Genomic DNA, 18,679 nt, shown 5'->3' with positions numbered 1-18,679 from the left:
CTCTGAACACGGAGCAAGCCCAGTTCCTGGCCCCCGGCCAATGGGAGCGACTTGGATCGAGAATACCTGGCTGAGGAGATCGCATCTCAGAGAAGACAACGGCACCGGGAACCATGTAAACTACCCGACCCTGACTGCTTCGCAGTACAGGGCGGGCTTTCGGTAGCCCTGCAGTTGGCAAGCCAACCACGAACCTCTAGGCTGGTTTACGACAGCCCCCAAAAGCGCAATCACATTCGCACCATTCAAATCCGCATCCCCTTCCCATCCACAGTGTCCACACTTAAACTGCTTCCCACTGCGGTAGGATTGCTCAGGGTCGGGATGAATGTGCAAACACCGGTGGCAGGTCTGCGACGTGTAGGCAGGCGGCACAAGAATCAGAGCAACCCCCGCACGCAGAGCCTTGTACTCCAGAAACTGACGTAGTTGGTAGAACGCCCAACTGTTGGTCCTACGCCGCTCGGCTTTGCTGCGTGGCTGTTGATTGACCCTTTCCCGAATCCCTGTCAAGTCTTCCAGAGCAAGAGCGCTGTTTGTCGCCTTTGCCCTAGAGACAATAGCTTTGGAGATTCGATGATTGACCCACGCCTGAAAGCGTCTTTCCTTGCCAGACAGCCGTTGCAACAGTTGACGGCATCTGCGCCGCGAACTGCGTGTGCCCTTACTGGCTTTGCGTTGGAGTGCCGCCCTCAGCTTGGAGTAGTGGTCTCGGATTCGGTTCAACTGCTGTCCATTCCAGTTGTCCCCCTCTGACGTATGGGCGATATCCGTCCTGCCCAAGTCCACCCCGATCACCTTGTCGGTATCTTGTTGCTTGGGCGGGTTTTTCTCTACGCAAATCTGGATGTAGTAGGAGCCATCCTTCCGCTGGACTAGGGTGGCCGATTTGGGGTTAGAACCAGCCAGCATCCCACGCTGGTAGTTGCCAATGGCTAGTTCAAAGCGTTCTCTTCCATCAACCGTGGCAAGCGACACTGTCCAGTCTTTCTCGCGAAACGAGAAGATACGTGCATCGTAGGTCGCAAAGCCTCTCTTGAACGCTTTGACCGGACGGTTTTTCTGTCGGGCAACTTTACGGGCACCGGCCAGCCGTCTGCAGACCTGCTGAGTCAAGTTACTGGACAAGCCAAACCGAGCGCGAATCTGGTAATAGCAAAGGGACTGGAGTTTGACTGCGTTGACTACTTTTTCTGGTGTGTTTTGGTTGACCCAGTTCAACGCCTGCACAAAGGCATCCGTTGTCGCATCCAACTTTGCGGCTTGCGACTGAGACACCTTGAGCTTGCAGGAGACGGTCAGGACTTGGGTCATGGTTCTATCATAACTTCCGCATTCCTCCCGACACTGACCCTACGGGTACAGTGCGGGGCTCCTGCGATTTCTAGCTGAGTTATCCTGCCGCCAGAATTGCCTCCAACAAGGGATCCGCCCCAAAACGCACCACATCCGTACAGGGCCGTCCGGTCTCGGCTTCCACCCGGCGGATCTGCTCTAGGGCTGCTTCTTCCTCCCAGCCGAAGGTATTGAGGGCAACCCCCACCACGGGCGCGGGGGCAAAGGCCCCGGCAGCCGCTGCCACCTGCTCATACAGCTCGATCACTTTGGACAAGGGTGGGATGGGCACGTAGTCCATCCCCTTGATGTAGGTTTGGCCGGCGCGGTGTACCAGGATGAGGTGGGTGGGCTGGGATCCACGCAACAGAGGCAAGGTGGCCGTAGAGGCGGGGTTGAGCAGGGATCCCTGGCCTTCCAGATGCAGAATGTCGTGGTCAGAGCCATAGCGCATGATCAGTTGCTCCACCGCCCCACTGGCATAGTCCACCCGCACCGCATCCAAAGGGATCCCCTCGCCGCCGATCAGGATCCCAGTTTGCCCGGTGGCCAAAAAGCGGGAGCGCAGGCCCCGTCTCAGGCTGGCCCGGTGCAGCTCCAAGCTGGTGGACATTTTGCCCACGCTCATGTCGGTGCCCACCGTCAACACCCGTTTACAGGGCAAGGTGCGGGCCAGGGCTTTCCCCACCGATAAGTTGGGGGGCTCGCGGCGAATATCCCAGATCCAGGCCCCCGGCTGCAACCACTGCCGAAACTGGGGATCCTCGGCCAAAGGCGTGTGCAGCCCATTCACCAGAGATAGGCCAGCTCGCAGGGCCAGGCCCAACTCCTCCCGCCAGGCTGGCGGCAACTGCCCCCCTGAAGGGGCGATCCCAATCACCAGAACTTCAGGCCGGTGGGCCAGCGCCTCCTCCACCGAGGCCACGATGGGAATGTCTTTGGCAATTCCGGTCAGATGGGCCAGGGATCCCCCCGCCTGCTCCCGGTCGATCACCGCCACCACCGGGAAGGAGCCGTAGCGCAGCAGCCCCAGCCCCGTTTTCCCATGCTCCCCCAGCAATCCCCCGTGGAGCAGGATGGCCACGCGACTTTCGCTGGACAGGGATTCCGGCCTTCCCATTATTCCTCCCGCAGCTCTACCCCCAAACCCGGTCGGTCGGTGGGGAGCAGGCAGCCGTCCTGCAGGATGGCCCCGGCAAAGGGATCGTCGATGAGGTTGAGGTGGCTATCCAAGTCCAGGTAATCCACCAGGGGAGCCAAGTGGGCTGCCGCTGTATTCCCCAGGGCTGTGTTGCTGTAGCAGCCCAACATCACCTGTAGGCCGTGGGCTTTGGCGGTGTGGATCATGCGCCAGGCTTCGCTGAGGCCTCCGCACTTCATCAGCTTAATGTTGATCCCGTGGACGCGATCCACCAGAGGGGGGATATCGCGGCTGTCCATACAGCTCTCATCCACAAAAATGGGCAGCTTCGACTCGTGCCAGAGGGTGATCAGCTTCGCTTCCTGCCCCCTCTCCAAAGGCTGCTCCAGGTAGCTCACCCCTTGCCCCGCCAGCCAGTTGCTCATGCTCAGGGTTTGCTCCACCGTCCAAGCGCCGTTGGCATCCACTGTAATCAGGGATCCCAGCGGGATCACCTCTTGTACAGCAATCAGCATGTTCTGATCCGCCATCAGTCCTGAGCCGCTGCCCAGCTTGATCTTAAAGGCCCGCGCTTGGGTCTGTTCCATCCAGGCCAAGGCGCGCTGGCGGGCCGCCTGCGGGGTGGAGATGCCGATCGTCATCGTCGTGGGCGGAATGCGGGAGCGATCCAGCCCCCACAACTGCCACAGGGGCCTCCCCAGCCGTTTGCCCATCCAATCGTGCAGGGCCATATCCACCGCTGCCCGCGCTGCCGAAGGGATCCCGGCCCGCAGCAGTTCTGCCTCGATTGGCTGTCGCTCCCAGGGGGAATGGCGGCGCAGGATCCCTTTGGCCACCTCCAGACCCATCAGGATGTCGTCCAGAGACTGGTGGTAGTCGTCGCTCACCGAAAAAGGGCAAGCCTCTCCCCACCCTTCAACTCCCTCCTCCTCAATTCGCACCCAAGCCAAGGTTGTATCGCTGTGGGTACCTCGGCTGATGGTCAAGGCGTAGCGCTTGTGAACGGTGAAAGGTTCGACGTAGAGCCGCATGGGCATCTCCAGAAGAGGAAGCTTGGAGGGGCAATTGGGCCTGGGCCGCCCCTTTGAGCTTAGCTTGGTTCCCAGCCCAGCCTGCCCCCGTCCCCAAGCCCAGAAAACAAGTTATCCCTTGCCCCGTCCGCCGTCTATGGTGGGATCCAGATCCACCGTTCTCCATACCCTTGCCACCATGAATACCGCCGAACTGCTGGTTCGCTGCCTGGAAAATGAGGGGGTGCAGTACATCTTCGGCGTTCCTGGCGAAGAAAACCTGGAAGTCCTGCAAGCCCTGCGCCGCTCCTCAATTCGCTTTATCACCACCCGCCACGAACAGGGGGCCGCCTTCATGGCCGATGTCTATGGCCGGCTGACGGGCAGAGCGGGGGTGTGTCTCTCCACCTTGGGGCCGGGCGCCACCAACCTGATGACCGGAGTTGCCGACGCCAACCTGGATGGAGCACCCCTAGTGGCCATCACCGGCCAAGTGGGCACCGACCGCATGCACATCGAATCCCATCAATACCTGGATTTGGTGGCCATGTTTGCCCCCGTCACCAAGTGGAATGCCCAGATCGTGCGCCCCAGCATCACCCCGGAGATCGTGCGCAAGGCTTTCAAATTGGCCCAAACCGAGAAGCCCGGGGCCGTCCACATCGACTTGCCGGAAAACATCGCCGCCATGGAAGCCAGCGGCACTCCCTTGAGGAGAGATCGCCTGGACAAAACCTACGCCTCCTATCAAAGCCTGAACGAAGCGGCGTCCCTGATCTCCCGCGCCCGCAACCCCTTGATTTTGGCCGGCAATGGGGCCATTCGCGCCCAAGCCAGCAGCGCCCTCACGGAATTTGCCACCCGCTTGAACATCCCCGTGGTCAACACCTTCATGGGCAAAGGAGTGATCCCCTACACCCATCCCCTGTCCCTGTGGGCCGTTGGCCTGCAACAGCGGGATCTGATCAGTTGTGGCTTCGACCGCACCGATCTGCTGATCGCCGTCGGCTACGACCTCATCGAGTACTCTCCCAAGAAATGGAACCCCGACGGCACCATCCCCATCGTTCACATCGCTGCCCTGCCCGCAGAAATCGACAGCAGCTACATTCCGCAAGTGGAGGTGGTGGGAGACATTTCCGACTCCCTGATGGAGATCCTGCGCCGCTGCGATCGCACGGGCAAGCCGGATCCCTATGGCCTCAGCCTGCGGCAGAACATCGTCCGCGAGTACACCTGCTATGCCCACGATCAGAGCTACCCGATCAAGCCCCAAAAGCTGATCTACGACCTGCGCCAAGTCCTGGAACCCGAAGACATCGTCATCTCCGATGTCGGCGCCCACAAAATGTGGATGGCCCGCCTCTACCACTGTGACAAACCCAACACCTGTCTCATCTCCAACGGCTTTGCCGCCATGGGCATCGCCATTCCGGGGGCCTTGGCCGCCAAATTGGTGCATCCCGACCGGCGCATCGTGGCCGTAACCGGAGATGGAGGGTTCATGATGAACTGCCAAGAGCTGGAAACTGCCCTCAGGGTGGGCACTCCCTTTGTAACTCTCATCTTCAACGATGGCGGCTATGGGCTGATCGAGTGGAAGCAACACAATCAATACAACGAGGCTGCTTTCGTCAAGTTCGGCAATCCAGACTTCGTTAAGCTGGCGGAGAGCATGGGCCTCAAGGGCTACCGTGTCGAAAAGGCTGCCGAGCTGATCCCCATCCTGAAGCAGGCCCTCGAGCAGCCGGTGCCCACCCTCATCGACTGCCCTGTCGATTACAGCGAAAACCTTTACCTAACCCAGCGGTCGCAAGCGTTGGTCTGCGAGGCTTAGGGGACGAGATGGATGTGAATGCGAGATTTGAGCCGAGTTGGGGCATAGTAAGCCCAGGGTTGGCGGCCTCTGGGCAGTCCAGACTTATGTATCTTTACCGTTGACCCTTAGCAGCCGAGTGCAGTGAAATAGAGGCATTGTGGGTGACCCGCTAGCATGAACGATCTTCCTCCCCCTCCTTTTACCTCGCGCCGCGCCGGCGCTGCCAGCAAAGCTCTGGCCATCGCCAACGTCAGCATTACCCCCTTTGGCCGCAAGTTAAAGGAGCTGGGCTTTGCCGACGATAAGCAGATCCAGGACATCCAAAACGCCCTCAAAGCGGATCGAGAGGGCAACAGCAAGGCCCTGGCTCTGGTGGTCAAGGATATCGTGGGCAAAGAGATCACCCCTGACCTGGAGCGGGCTTACAAACGGCAGCAGCTCTTTGAACTGAAAATCATCTACGGGATCCCCTCCCTGGATGTCGACCTGGAGCCGGTGGAGATCTCCGAGATGATTGGGCTGATCGACTCGATCTTGCCCCTCGACATCTGCAACCGCTACAAATTCTTGCCCATTCGCCGTCGAGACAATCAGGTGACGGTGGCGATGGTCAAGCCAGACAACCTGCAGGCACTGGACGACATTCAACGGCGCTTCCGCATCCAGGGGCTGAAGCTGCAGCGGCGGGTCTTCACCCAGCGGGATTTCGAGACCCTGATCAGCCGCTACATGGATGCGCAGGCGGAGCTGCTGGCCATCAAGGGGATCAACGACGCGGCTGCTGCCCAACAGGCGGCTGCTGCCCAACAGGAAGAAGAGGTGGTGGTCAACACTGCCGAAATCGATCTGGATGCTATTGAGGATGTGGCTGCCGATGAGGCCGGCGAGGGATCCCTGGAGCAGCAGGTCAAATCGGCAGATGATGCCCCGATTATTAAACTGTCCAACCAGATCCTGGTCAAGGCCCTGCAGGATGGGGCGTCCGACATCCACATCGAGCCACAAGAAGAATACCTGCGCATCCGCTTCCGCAAAGATGGGGTGTTGCGGCAGGCTTTTGAAAACTTTCCCAAGAAGATCGTCCCCGCCCTCACTGCCCGCTTTAAAATCATCTCCAACCTGAATATTGCCGAGCGGCGCATGCCCCAGGATGGGCGGATTCGGCGGGTCTTCAAGGGGCGCAAGGTGGACTTTCGGGTCAGCACCCTGCCCTCCCGCTATGGGGAAAAGATCGTGCTGCGGGTTCTGGACAACTCCGCCACCCAACTGGGGCTGGACAAGCTGATCACCGACCCAGAGACCTTGGAAAGCTTCAAGGAGATTGTCAGGCGACCCTTTGGCCTAATCTTGGTGACCGGGCCAACGGGATCCGGGAAAACCACCACCCTCTACTCGGCTCTGGCGGAGGTGAACGATCCGGGCATCAACATCAGCACTGCCGAGGATCCCATTGAATACTCGCTGCCGGGGATCACCCAAGTGCAGGTGATCCGAGAAAAGGGCATGGACTTTGCCATGATCCTGCGGGCCTTCTTGCGGCAAGACCCGGATGTGATCCTGGTGGGGGAAACCCGCGACCACGAGACGGCCAAAACCGCCATCGAAGCCTCCCTCACGGGCCACTTGGTGTTGACCACGCTGCACACCAACGATGCCCCTGGCGCCATTGCCCGTCTGACGGAGATGGGGATCGAGCCATTTATGATCTCCAGCTCGTTGCTGGGGGTGTTGGCCCAGCGCTTGATGCGCCGGGTGTGTACCGAATGTCGGATCCCCTACCACCCCACGCCGGAGGAGCTGGCCCGCTATGGCCTTACCCTCAGTGGCGACGGCGAGCAGCTCACCTTCTACAAAGCCAACAAGCTCTCCCCCAAAGAAGTGGAGCAGCGCAAGGCCACCGGCAAGCCCATCTGCGAGAAGTGTGGGGGCGTGGGCTACAAAGGTCGGGTAGGGGTGTACGAGTTCATGCGCATGAACGACCGCCTTGCGGACTTGATCAACAAAGAGGCCCCCACGGAGGTGATCAAAGAAGCGGCGGTGGAAAGTGGCATGAAAACCCTGCTGGCCTACAGTTTGATGCTGGTGAAGCAGGGCCTCACCACGCTGGAGGAGGTGGATCGGGTGACCCTCACCGACAAGGGTCTGGAAAGCGAGCTGAAGGCCCGTGCCAAGGCTCTCAGCACCTGCCGCAACTGTGGCGCGGCCTTGCATGTGGACTGGATGGACTGCCCCTATTGCCTGACCCCGAAGTTTTAGGAAGTCGGCTTGGCACTTGACGATGTTGGGGTGCCGACTATAACAGTCCTATACAGTTGCCTTTCTCACATGGCTTTGGCCGGCGGCTCTTTTGATAGACAGTTCTACTCGCCTTTGGAGAACCCAACCCTATGCCCCAACTGATGATCGAAGACCTCATGGAAGCAATCGTCCAAAAGGGCGGTTCCGACATTCATATCTCGGCGGGTTTGCCCCCCTACTTCCGCATCAATGGTCACCTTGAGCCGACAGAGCATGAGCCTCTCTCGGCAGAGGAGGTGCAGCGGTTGATCTTCAGCATGCTGAACAACAACCAGCGCAAGCAGCTGGAGCAAAACTGGGAATTGGACTGCTCCTATGGGGTGCGGGGGATCGGGCGCTTCCGCGTGAACGTCTACCGCGATCGCGGCACCTATGCTTGCGCCATGCGGGCCCTGGCTTCTGAGATCCCCAACATCGACAAGCTGGGCCTGCCGGATGTGTGTAAGGAAGCAGCTCGCCTGCCGCGGGGCTTGGTGCTGGTAACCGGCCCAACGGGATCTGGCAAATCGACTACGCTGGCTTCCATGATCGACATGATCAACCGCGAACGGGCCGAGCACATCCTCACCATCGAGGATCCCATTGAGTACATCTACACCCCCATTCGCAGCATCATCCACCAGCGGCAACTGGGGGAAGACACTAAGAGTTTTGCCAATGCCCTGCGGGCAGCGATGCGGGAGGATCCGGATGTGATCCTGATCGGGGAGATGCGGGATCTGGAGACCATCCAGTTGGCCATTACCGCCGCCGAGACGGGCCACCTCTGCTTTGCCACGGTACACACCAGTTCTGCCGCCCAGACGGTGGATCGCTTGGTGGATGTGTTTCCGCCCGAGCAGCAGCAGCAGATTCGCGTGCAGCTCTCCAACTCCCTCAAGGCCGTCTTCTCCCAAACTCTGGCCCGCCGCCTCAATCCCAAGCCAGGAGAGCCTGGACGGGTGCTGGTGCAGGAAATCATGGTGGTGACGCCGGCCATTGCCAACCTGATTCGGGAGGGCAAAACTGCCCAGATCTACTCGGCTATCCAGACGGGGGGCAAGCAGGGCATGAAAACGCTGGAGCAAGATCTGGCTAACCTTTACCTACAGGGCAAGATCGACTTCGATACGGCCATGTCTAAGACCTCTCGCCCTGAAGAGCTGCAGCGGCTTTTGGGCAACGTTACCGGGCCCTCGCCAGCCGCGGCTGCCCAACAACAGCGGCCAGCAGCAGTTGCCGCCCGTCGCTAAACTTCGTCTCCACCAGGCAGCGCTGGGATCCCGGGGTGAGGGTTCATTGCCGATCTCTAGCCGCTGACTTGATTTGTGGCTAAGCTCTAGCTGAGAGATTGTTGATCTGCCCAAGGTTTGGGCTGACTTCTCTTTTGCACCTGCGAAACATTTAAAGCCATTTCGTTATTTAGAGCGATCTAGCCGGGGGTACAGCCATGCCGCGCTACAAGGTTCGGGGGTTAAAGGCCGGTCAGCCGGTACGCCTGACGGTGGTGGCCAACAGCTTGACCGAAGTTCGTGCACGGCTGCGCCGAGACGGGATTTTTGCCAAACAGGAAGACATTCAGGAGGAGAAACCCTTCTTTTCCTTGGATACGTCTTTCGATTTCTCAATGCTGGGATCCATCGACATTCGCGACAAGGCAGTGTTCTCCCGGCAATTTGCTGCCTTGATCAACGCCGGCGTGTCGATGGTGCGCTCTCTCACCATCATGGAGGAGCAAACCGGCAACCCCAAACTCAAAAAGTACCTGCGGGCTATCCGAGCGGAGGTGGAGGCGGGGAAAAACCTCTCCGACTCCATCCGCCCTTATCCCGACGCCTTCGACGGCCTCTACTGCAGCATGGTGCAGGCGGGGGAGGTGGGCGGCGTGCTGGACGAAGTGCTCAACCGCCTGGCCAAGCTGCTGGAGGACATGGATCGCCTGCAGAAGCAGATCAAGTCAGCCATGACCTACCCGGTGGTGGTGACGATCTTGGCTGTCTTGATTTTCTTGGGCATGGTGCTGTTCATCTTGCCCACGTTTGAGAGCATCTACAACGACTTGGGTGGGGAGCTGCCCGCCTTTACCCAGTTTTTCATCAACATCAGCAAGTTCCTACGCACGCCCCAGTACAGCTTGGGGCTGGTGGGCTTTCTAGGGGCCGTCTATTTTGCTTTCCGGCGCTTTTACCGCACCCCTGCCGGCAAGGAGACCATCGACGCGCTGGCCCTCAAGCTCCCTATCTTCGGGGATCTGATCCAGAAGTCGGCGGTGGCTCGCTTCTGCCGCACCTTTGGCGCTCTCACCCGCTCCGGGGTGCCGGTGCTGACTTCCTTGGAAATTGTGCGCGACACCTCCGGCAACCAGGTGGTGGCCAACGCCATTGACGCCGCCCGCCAATCCATCTCAGAGGGAGGGCAGATTGCCCCTGCTCTGGACAAGGCCAAGGTCTTCCCAGTCATGGCCATTCAGATGATCAGCGTGGGGGAAGAGACAGGGGAGCTGGACGCGATGCTGATGAAGACGGCGGATTTCTACGAGCTGGAGGTGGAGGAGGCGGTACGCGCCCTCACCAGCCTGCTGGAGCCGTTGATGATCGTGATCCTGGGCGGTATGGTGGGCTGCATTATCGTGGCCATGTACCTGCCCATGTTCAACGTGTTCGAGTTGGTGAAGTAGCCGGAAGGGATCCCTCGAAGTTGGACGGTAAATTCTACACAGGTTCTGCTGCTGGCTCCCGATAGTTTGGGTCGAAAGAGGCAAAGTCAGAGCAACGGAGGAAAGGGATCCCATGCTGAGGCGATGGTTAGCGGCCCTGGTGCTGTTGTTGGGGGTGGGGCTGGCAGTTTTGCTTTCCGAACAGCCGACGGGATCCCTGGTGGGACGGGTGGAGCTACCGGCAGGGGTAGCTCTGGAGAGCGTCCGGGTGATCGCCGCCGGCCCGGCCACTCGCAGCTCCAGCTTGACCGCAGATGGCGAATATCGCTTGGATCGATTGCCTGTTGGGGAATACCAGGTGACGGTGCAGGGATCCGGCCTGGAAACGGTGGGCAGCCAGGGATCCGTTCTGGTGCGGGAGGGGGCAACGGCCCGGATCCCCACCTTGCGCCCTCAGCTTGTCCCCCCCGGTCTCTATCTCTACAGCACCAGCCAGGTGTTTACGACCGCAGAACCGGCGCGGCTGCAGTGGCGGGCCACCAGCCTGGGCTCGGTGCAGCTCAGCCTCTATCGCTTTTCCCTGACAGAGCTGCAGGGATCCCCTCTCTTGCGGGATTTGGCGGATGCTGGCTATGGCTCCCTGAATCCGGCTCTGTATCCCACCCTGCGGCGGGAGCTTGTGCGCAGTTGGCAGCAGCCGGTGCCACGACGAGCGGGAGAGGGGTGGACAGCCCAAACCTTGGAGCTGGGGATCCTGCCGCCGGGGGCCTACTGGGTGGAGGCGGAGGGCCGGGAGCCGCTGGCGCAAACGGCTGCACCCTTGCCCCGTTTCGACCATTGGTTTTTGGTGAGCGATCTCGGCCTCATCCAGAAGCAGGATGCCAGCCAGTTGGTGGTGCAGGCGGTGCACCTGCGGGAGCTGCGTCCCCTGGCCGGGATCCAGATCCAAGTTTTCGGGGAGTGGGGGGATCCCCTGACGGCCACCACCGATGCAGAGGGGCTGGCCCGCTTTGGCCTGCCGGCGAGAGAGGGTTCTTCCCTGGTGGTCTATGGCCGCAGTGCCGACAACACCCTGCAGGCTTTGTCCCGCAGCTACGCCTATGGCTGGAACCAGCCCCACCGGATCTACGCCTACACCGATCGTCCCCTCTACCGCCCTGGCCAAACCGTCTATTTCCGCGCCCTGGTGCGAGAGCAAACCCGCCTCACGCCGCCCCCCCCAGGACAAGCAGTGCAACTGACCCTTACGGCCCCCAACGGGGATGTGTTGAGCGAACAAACCCTGGCCACCAATGCTTTTGGCAGTGTCCATGGGGAGTTTCAACTGCCAGAAGAAGCGTCCCTGGGCAGCTACGGCCTGGAGTGGCAGGTGTCAGGGCCGCAGGGATCCAGCCGCGAATACACCTCTTTTCAGGTGGAAGCCTACCGCAAGCCGGAGTTTGAGGTGGCGGTGGTGCCCGACCGACCTTGGCTGGTGCGGGGGGGATCCCTGAAGGTGCAGGTGGAGGCCGAGTATCTTTTCGGCGCGCCGGTGGCCGCTGCCCAGCTTCGCTACCGGGTTTACAGCAGCCCCGACTGGAGCCTGCGCTATGGGCTGTTGCCCCGTTCTGCCGAGGAAGACTATTTCGCCGACGACCTGGGAGAGGAGCAGGGCTACTACGGCGGCTACGGCCAGTTGGTGGCGGAAGGGGAAGGGGTGACGGATGCCCAGGGGCGTGCCGTCTTTCACCTACCCCGCCTGTTGGCCGATCTGGACTGGGAAGAAGACAGCTACTGGGGCCCCCAAGAGGTGCAGCAGTTGCGCATCGAGGTGGAGGTGACCGATATCAGCCGCCGGACGGTAACAGGATCGGCGCGGGCCTGGGTCACGGCTGGCGAATTTGCTCTGTTTGCGGAAGTGAACCGCCACCTGCCCGCTCCGGGGGATACCCTCACCTACCGGCTGCAAGCCCGCGATTACGATGGCCGCCCCGTCAGCGCCACCGGAGAGCTGAGCCTGGAGCGCTGGCGCTGGGATCCCAAGAGCAACACCTACCAACGGCAAGGTACCCTGCTGCGGCAGCCTTTTCAGATTGTCAACGGGGAAGGCAGCCTCGACCTCCACCTGCCCGCCGACCTGGAGCCGGGAGACTACCGGGTGCGGTTGACGGCATGGGATCCCCGCCGTCAAAGTGCTCCGCACCGCTGGCGCGAACGGGTGCAGGAGGTGGACTATCTCTGGGTGGTGGAGCCGGGCAGCCCCCTACAAAGTTGGGGATCCCTGCCCAGCCTGGAAGTGGTGGCGGATCGGCAGATCTACCAGGTGGGGGAAGAGGCCCAGATCCTGATAGTCTCGCCGCTGCCGGATGTGGCGGTGCTGGTGGGCATTGAGGGATCCCGGCTGCACCAGGTGCAGGTGCTGCGTCTCCAGGGGCATACGGCCACGCTGCGGCTGCCCATCCGCGGCGACTATCGTCCCAATCTCTACGTCACTGCCACTGCCATCGGCCCAGAGCGGCGGCTGTACCGAAGCGAGGCCCTGCTGCGGGTCTCCCCCTTGGATCGCTTTTTGCAGGTGGAGCTGCAAACCGATAAACCCACCTATCGACCGGGCGAGACCGCCCAAATCCAAATCCGCACCCGCGATGCCCAAGGGCAGCCGGTGAGCGCCGAGGTGGGCCTAGGGATTGTGGACAATGCCCTCTACCTATTGCGACCCGACTTCACCCCGGATATTCGCCGCTTCTTCTATGGGCGCCAGTACAACCAAGTTACCACCACTACCTCTTTCCCTCAGCAATATCCCGGCGGTGCTGACAAGCTGGCCGGCCAAGTGCGGGAAGACTTTCGCGATACCGCCGCCTGGTTCCCGGATCTGGTCACCAATGCCGATGGCCTGGCTCAGGTGCAGGTGCGCTGGCCCGACAACCTCACCACCTGGCGCTTGACCGCCCGCGCCGCCACTGCCGACACCCAGGTGGGATCCGCTCTTGCCACAGTCTCGGTTAGCAAAGACCTGTTGGTGCGCTTGGCCGCTCCCCGCTTTTTCCGGGTGGGGGATCAGCTCACCTTGGCGGCCATTGTGCAAAACCGCACGGGTCAAGCCCAAGCGGTGGAGGTGCGGCTGGAAGTTCCTGTTCCTGCCGGTGGGATCTTGAAATTGCAAGGCCCGGAACGACAACGCCTCACCGTGCCGGCCCAAGGAGCGGGGCGGGTGGAATGGCCTCTCCAGGTTCTGGGGGCCGGAGATACCTCTCTGCGGGTCTGGGCGGAAGGGAATGGGCTGAAAGATGCGTTGCAACTGCGGATCCCCAGCCAGCCTTTCGGCGCTGTGCAACGGTTCTCCCAGGTGGGTCGGGTGCAGGAGGGCAGCCTTGACTTATCGCTGGATTGGCCCGCCACCTGGGTGCCGGGATCCCGGCAGCTTCACCTGGAACTGGCCGCTAGCCCGGCAGCAACCCTGCTGGAGCCGCTGGATTACCTGGTGGAGTTCCCCTACGGCTGCACCGAGCAAACCCTGAGTCGCTTCTTGCCCGCCCTAGCCGTCGCCCAAGTCAGCAAGCAGTTGGGCTTGAACCTGCGCTCGCAAACCCTGGAGCGGCTGCCCCAGGTGCTTCGATCGGGCTTGCAGCGACTGGAGGGATCCCAGAACTACGATGGGGGCTGGGGCTGGTGGGCCCATGACCGGAGCAACCCCTATCTGACCGGATACATCCTGCAGGGATATCATCTTGCCCAAGCCGCCGGCTATGCCCTCAAAGATTGGCAGGTGCGGCAGGCCTTGGACTATCTGGCCGCTCAACTGGCCCAGCCACAAGCCCTCTCCCCGGATCTGCAGGCTTTTGTCGCCTACAGCCTGGCCCTCTGGGATCCCGCTTTGGTGACTGCCGACCTGCCGCCGCCGGAGCGGCTCTCCACCTTTGGCCTGGCCTACCGAGGGCTGGCCGCCCTGCAACTGGGCCAGAGGGATCTTGCCCAGGCAGCCCTGGATGAGGTTCTGGAGCGGCGGCAACAGGATCCCCAAGGGCGCTGGTTTATCCCGGCTGCCTCTTCCTTGGCAACCCACGAGCGCTCCACCTACGACGACATGGAGGTGGCCGGCCCGCTTTTGCAATTGGCCGTTCGGCTGCAGGATGACCGGGCTGCCCAGATTGCCGAGGCCCTTCTCCAGCAGCGGCAAAACAACCGCTGGCGCACCACCAAAGCCACCGCCGATGCTCTCCTCGGCCTGTCCGCCTACTACCAAGCCCAGCAGCAGCAGCTTCCCGGCCCCGGCGAGGTGCGGGTGTTGGATGGGACAACCGGATCCCTTCTTGATCGCTGGCAGGCCGGCGCTGGGGATCCCCGCTATGGGCTGGATTGGGCTGACGCAGAAGTGGGGAACCTGAGCAGCCTGCGCCTGGAAAAGTCCGGCCCCGGCCCCCTTTACTACAGCTTGAGGGGAGAAGCCTTCGTCCCCAACCCTCTGCCCTCTCAAGCCCAAGGCTTTGCGGTGAGCCGCAGCTACTTCCGCCTACAGCCCCAGCCCCAACCCAACGGGGAGATCCGCTACCGAGAGCAGCCGCTGCGCCCTGGCGACACAGTAAGGGCCGGAGAAATCCTCCTGGCCCGGTTGACGGTGGAAGCCGAGCGGGACAGCCACTACGTGGTGGTCGAGGATCCCCTGCCCAGCGGCGCCGAGATCACCTCCCAGGATCCGCGAGAGTTCACCGGCTTGGCCCCAGACTACTGGTGGGACTGGTTTTGGACCCGCCAAGAGAATCGGGATGACCGCGTGGCCTTTTTCAGCACCGAGCTCAAGCAGGGTCGCCATGAGTTTGTCTATCTCTTCCGTCCGGAGATCCCCGGCCAATTCCAGGTGGCTCCTGCCTTGGCCGAAGAAATGTACGATCCCAGCCGCCATGGCCGCAGCGCCGCTTACTCCCTCGAAGTTCTCCCTTGAATGCCTCGAACCTGCCCACTTGGCCAGAAACAAAGTAACCAGTTGCGTCAGTGTGGCCCAAGGGCTGACGCAATGAGCAGCTGCGCATGGCTGGGCCGCCCCCAAAGCACCTGCTCCTGTTTGTAAACGACCATGCCGGGCGGGGATCCCTTGGGTTTGAACACCAGTTTCGGGCGAGTGTAGACTACCGGCACCTGTTCGCTGAGGCGACCGCGGCTGAAATGGGCCGCCAAATCAGCAGCCGCCTGCAGATCTTCGCTTTCTGCTACAGCCCCGGGGGGCAAGCGCAGCAGCACATGACTGCCGGGGATCTCTTGGGCATGAAACCACCAATCGTGTTCCTGAGCCACGCGAAAGGTGAGCTGATCATTTTGCAGGTTGTTGCGCCCCACCCAAATGGAGAAGCCACTGGGGCTGGTAAAGCGGTGGGGGTTGAAGGTTGCCGGTGAGGCATGTTTTGAGCTCGCCCGCAGAGACTCTGTCCCGCTGTTGCGAGTGGGACTCTCCAAGTAGCGCTGTTCAATCAGCTCGGTCTCAATTTCCTTGAGGGTGGTCAAGTCTTGGGGATCCCGATAGGTTTCCAGCTGCTGTAGAGACGCTTCCACCTGCTCGAGGTAGAGGATCTCTTGGCCAAGCGCCTCTTGTAGGGGCCGGATAGCATCCTGGGCCCGTTTTTGTTTGCGGTGCTTGCGGTAGTAGGCTTGGGCATTGAGAATGGCATTTTTTTCGGGGTCGAGAGGGATCTTGACCGTCTGGCCGCTGGCAAAATCCGGCAGCTCGATGTGATGCAACCCTGGCCGCCAGAGGTGGAGGTGGGCCATCAACAAGTCGGCAGCCTGCTTGGAGGCTTCCGCCTGGGTGGAGTCGGCCAGCATTGCCTCAAATTGCTCTCGCCGCTGATAGAGCTTTTTCAGCAGGGTGGATACCCTTTGCAGCAGACGGTGGCGCTCTCGCTCAAACTGTTCGCGGTTAAGCTGAGCCTGGTAGTAGCCTTCCAGAAGTTGGTGCAGATTGAGTCGAGAAGGTTGTTGCAGGGACTCCGTCCCGCTAACGGGAACGGCACCGCTTGCCCAGCCGAGAACGGTGTATCCCTGGGGAGTGGGAGCTGGGTCAAACTGGCCTGTTTCCAGACGGGTTAACCAGTCTTGCCACCTGGCAAACAGTGCCTGCCAATCGCGGGCAGAGAGGTGATCGGTGGAGGTTTGCGGCGGGATCCCAGCCTGATGGCACATCGCTTCCACCAAGTGCCGACTGAGGCCGCGATAACAGCGCAACAGCCGTTGGCCGATGGGGCCGGGGATCAGGGCAACGCGCTCTTGCCAGCAGGAGAAGGGCTCGGATCGCTGCGGGATCGGGTCGGTTAGGGCCGGAGGAGCCTCGTAGGGCAGGCCCGGCTGCACTGGACGGATTCGCGATTGGCGCTCGCTTACCCCATGGCCACTGGCCAAGATCATGCCCGCCTCGTCCACCAAAATGGCATTGCTGTGCTTGCCCATCACCTCCAGGTAGAGATGGCGATAAGGGGGATCCCCGGGCCGAGGGGCAAAGCGCAAGTCAATCACCCGTTCCCAATCCTCCAGCAGAGCCAGCTCCGTCAGAGCCAAACCCTTCAGGTGCCGTTGGAGGAACTGGCTAAATTGAAAGCCATCCGGCTCTTTGGGAGGAGGCTGACAGAGGTGGAGACGGGCCGCCTGAGGGTGCCAGCACAACAGCAGGCAGGGACGGGCAGTGAGGGTGCGCAAGCCAATGACCACCGTCCACAGATCGGTCTGTTGGATCCATTCCACGCGGGCAGGCAACACTAGATCCCGACCTGTCTTAGCCTGGGCTAGATCTGCCAGCACAGCGCGCAGGGTGGTCAGATCAACGGGCTGCATCCCTGTTGCTGATACATTTACGCTGAACACTGCTGAACATCACTGTTCAACTATGCAGCGATAGCATTCTGTTTGTTTCCATTCGCGTTAGCGGGACGGAGTCCAAACAGAATGGCGGTATCCCGCAAAGCTTTGAGTAGAATACCCAAAGCGCAGTTTCCGTGTCGTCTTACTACCAATTTTCTGCTTTGCTTTGGCTACCATGTTGGCAGACTCGAAAGTAAACAGAAAGATCAACTGGTAGTAATCCGTACTGAACATATTATACATTATTTTCAGTATAGTTGAGCTTATTATTGACTAGAGTCATGCTCCTTCGCTACGCAATGCTCAGGCGGCTGGTCTGAGGCTGGCTTATTCTGACCCTTGGCCCGCAGATCCGACGCCCCCGACAGATGTTGAGACGGGTCTGGAGTGGCTGGTGAAAAACTCTGGGCAAGTTTTACCGGGTAGTTTCACCACCTCTATCCCTATGGTGCTCCGCACCGCCGAGGCGACTGGCTGGGCAGGAGTATCCAACTCGGCAGAACAGAAGGGGTTGACCGCCTAATCTTCGTCTTCATCTTCTTCGTCATCTCCGTCTTCCCATTCCTCATCGAGATCCAGCAGCAGGGCATAGAGCTGATCAAAAAGCTCTGGCGGCTCATCGGGGGTGAGCAGGTAGGGATCCCCTTCGTCAGGCAGAGCGGCGTAGAGCAAAACGGGATCGAGGGGGGTAAAGATGCCGTATTTCTTCTCTTGGTAGAAAAAGGTAGCTAGCAGTTGAAACTCCTGGGCATCTTCCTCGCTCTCGCCCAGCTCGAACACATCTTCCTCTTCGACTGGGGGCAATTCCCCCTGAACCGTGAGGATGTCGAAGCCATTTTGCTGCAAGGTGAGGTTCAACTCCCCCAAGACAGCCTGGATGGTGGGCAGGGTAGCCTGTAGCTCTTCGGGATCCGGCTCGTCCAGGATCCCTTCCATGTTGGCATCGCCGTTCACCGCTTGGCTGGGTTCTTCTTCCCCTTCCCAAACCAGCACTTTGATCACAGCATCAACGGGAGTCACCAGAGCATAGGTCTGCTCGTCGATGACCACCTGCCGCAGGATCTCGCACTTGAGAGGCTGGTTTTGCTCGTCGCGGAGCACCAAGGTTTCATGGGATTCAGTCATTGAAAACAGCCCAGGGTAGGAAAGACGGGGGTGTACAGAAGCTCATTCTCCCATGTTCTGCCCCCCTGCAATGCTGAGGGATCCCTTCCAGGCCCACCGGCAGAACTCTATGCTTCGGCTTCTCCTTCTGCTTGGGTTAAGGCTTCCAGAGCCAATAAAATCTCCTCTTCTCGGCGGGCGTAGGTTTCTTCGTCAATTTCTCCCAAATCTAGCTGAATTTGCAGGGCCGTAAGTTCTTTTTGCAGGTTTTCTTTGCTATCCAGCTGTGCTTCGGCGCGTTCTTGGATCTGCTCTGCTAGCCAAAGCAAACTTTGGGCCGGCCAAGTCAACAATTGCCAAACCATCCCAGGACCCCTAAAGCAGATGATGAGTCTTCGTAATCCTATCAATTTGGATTCTCAGGTGGCCATTGCCCCGGCCTAGCCGTGAAACTTTTTGTTCCCTTCCTCCCAAGCTGGAAAGACTGGGACACGCACGAAGCGCCAGGGGAA

11 protein-coding genes are annotated in these 18,679 nt (G+C 60.5%); 5 read left to right on the top strand and 6 right to left on the bottom strand.

Features of this window, described 5'->3' with window-relative positions:
* Positions 1 to 120 precede the first annotated feature (120 nt).
* The 3 genes from CYB_RS10230 to CYB_RS10220 all read right to left on the bottom strand — a co-directional run bounded on the left by CYB_RS10230 (position 121) and on the right by CYB_RS10220 (position 3,507).
* Positions 121 to 1,314: an RNA-guided endonuclease InsQ/TnpB family protein gene (locus CYB_RS10230; protein WP_011433728.1), complete on the bottom strand. Its 1,194-nt coding sequence runs from the start codon at positions 1,312 to 1,314 to the stop codon at positions 121 to 123.
* 79 nt (positions 1,315 to 1,393) lie between these two features.
* A complete protein-coding gene (locus CYB_RS10225; RefSeq protein WP_011433727.1) occupies positions 1,394 to 2,455 on the bottom strand; it encodes a DUF1611 domain-containing protein in 1,062 nt (353 codons plus the stop codon).
* The gene (locus tag CYB_RS10220) at positions 2,455 to 3,507 is read right to left on the bottom strand and encodes a dipeptide epimerase (RefSeq protein ID WP_011433726.1); all 1,053 of its coding nucleotides are present in this window, start codon (positions 3,505 to 3,507) and stop codon (positions 2,455 to 2,457) included. Before CYB_RS10220 ends, CYB_RS10225 begins: the two co-directional genes overlap by 1 nt.
* Positions 3,508 to 3,685: 178 nt before the next feature.
* On the opposite strand from CYB_RS10220, the gene CYB_RS10215 reads away from it, so the two are divergent.
* The 5 genes from CYB_RS10215 (at position 3,686) to CYB_RS10195 (ending at position 15,159) form a co-directional block, all read left to right on the top strand.
* Positions 3,686 to 5,323 (top strand): acetolactate synthase large subunit, encoded by a 1,638-nt coding sequence (locus tag CYB_RS10215; protein ID WP_011433725.1) that lies wholly within the window; start codon positions 3,686 to 3,688, stop codon positions 5,321 to 5,323.
* A gap of 156 nt (positions 5,324 to 5,479) precedes the next feature.
* The gene (locus CYB_RS10210; RefSeq protein WP_011433724.1) at positions 5,480 to 7,561 is read left to right on the top strand and encodes a GspE/PulE family protein; all 2,082 of its coding nucleotides are present in this window, start codon (positions 5,480 to 5,482) and stop codon (positions 7,559 to 7,561) included.
* 131 nt (positions 7,562 to 7,692) lie between these two features.
* Positions 7,693 to 8,835, top strand: coding sequence for a type IV pilus twitching motility protein PilT (locus tag CYB_RS10205; protein ID WP_238376760.1), 1,143 nt, complete (start codon positions 7,693 to 7,695; stop codon positions 8,833 to 8,835).
* 197 nt (positions 8,836 to 9,032) lie between these two features.
* A complete protein-coding gene (locus CYB_RS10200) occupies positions 9,033 to 10,259 on the top strand; it encodes a type II secretion system F family protein (protein ID WP_011433722.1) in 1,227 nt (408 codons plus the stop codon).
* A 112-nt stretch (positions 10,260 to 10,371) separates the two neighbouring features.
* The gene (locus CYB_RS10195) at positions 10,372 to 15,159 is read left to right on the top strand and encodes an alpha-2-macroglobulin family protein (protein ID WP_011433721.1); all 4,788 of its coding nucleotides are present in this window, start codon (positions 10,372 to 10,374) and stop codon (positions 15,157 to 15,159) included.
* A 47-nt stretch (positions 15,160 to 15,206) separates the two neighbouring features.
* Here the strand turns inward: CYB_RS10195 and CYB_RS10190 are convergent, their stop codons facing one another.
* The 3 genes from CYB_RS10190 to CYB_RS10180 form a co-directional block, all read right to left on the bottom strand.
* Complete coding sequence (locus tag CYB_RS10190) at positions 15,207 to 17,036, bottom strand: Rqc2 family fibronectin-binding protein (RefSeq protein WP_011433720.1); 1,830 nt, start codon at positions 17,034 to 17,036, stop codon at positions 15,207 to 15,209.
* Between the two features lie 546 nt (positions 17,037 to 17,582).
* Complete coding sequence (locus CYB_RS10185) at positions 17,583 to 18,188, bottom strand: DUF3727 domain-containing protein (RefSeq protein ID WP_011433718.1); 606 nt, start codon at positions 18,186 to 18,188, stop codon at positions 17,583 to 17,585.
* 107 nt (positions 18,189 to 18,295) lie between these two features.
* A complete protein-coding gene (locus CYB_RS10180; protein WP_011433717.1) occupies positions 18,296 to 18,532 on the bottom strand; it encodes a gas vesicle protein GvpG in 237 nt (78 codons plus the stop codon).
* Between the last annotated feature and the right edge of the window lie 147 nt (positions 18,533 to 18,679).

Source organism: Synechococcus sp. JA-2-3B'a(2-13), assembly GCF_000013225.1.
Classification (GTDB): domain Bacteria; phylum Cyanobacteriota; class Cyanobacteriia; order Thermostichales; family Thermostichaceae; genus Thermostichus.
The sequence above is the reverse complement of the archived record's forward strand: the minus strand, read 5'-3'. Positions and strand labels throughout refer to the sequence as shown.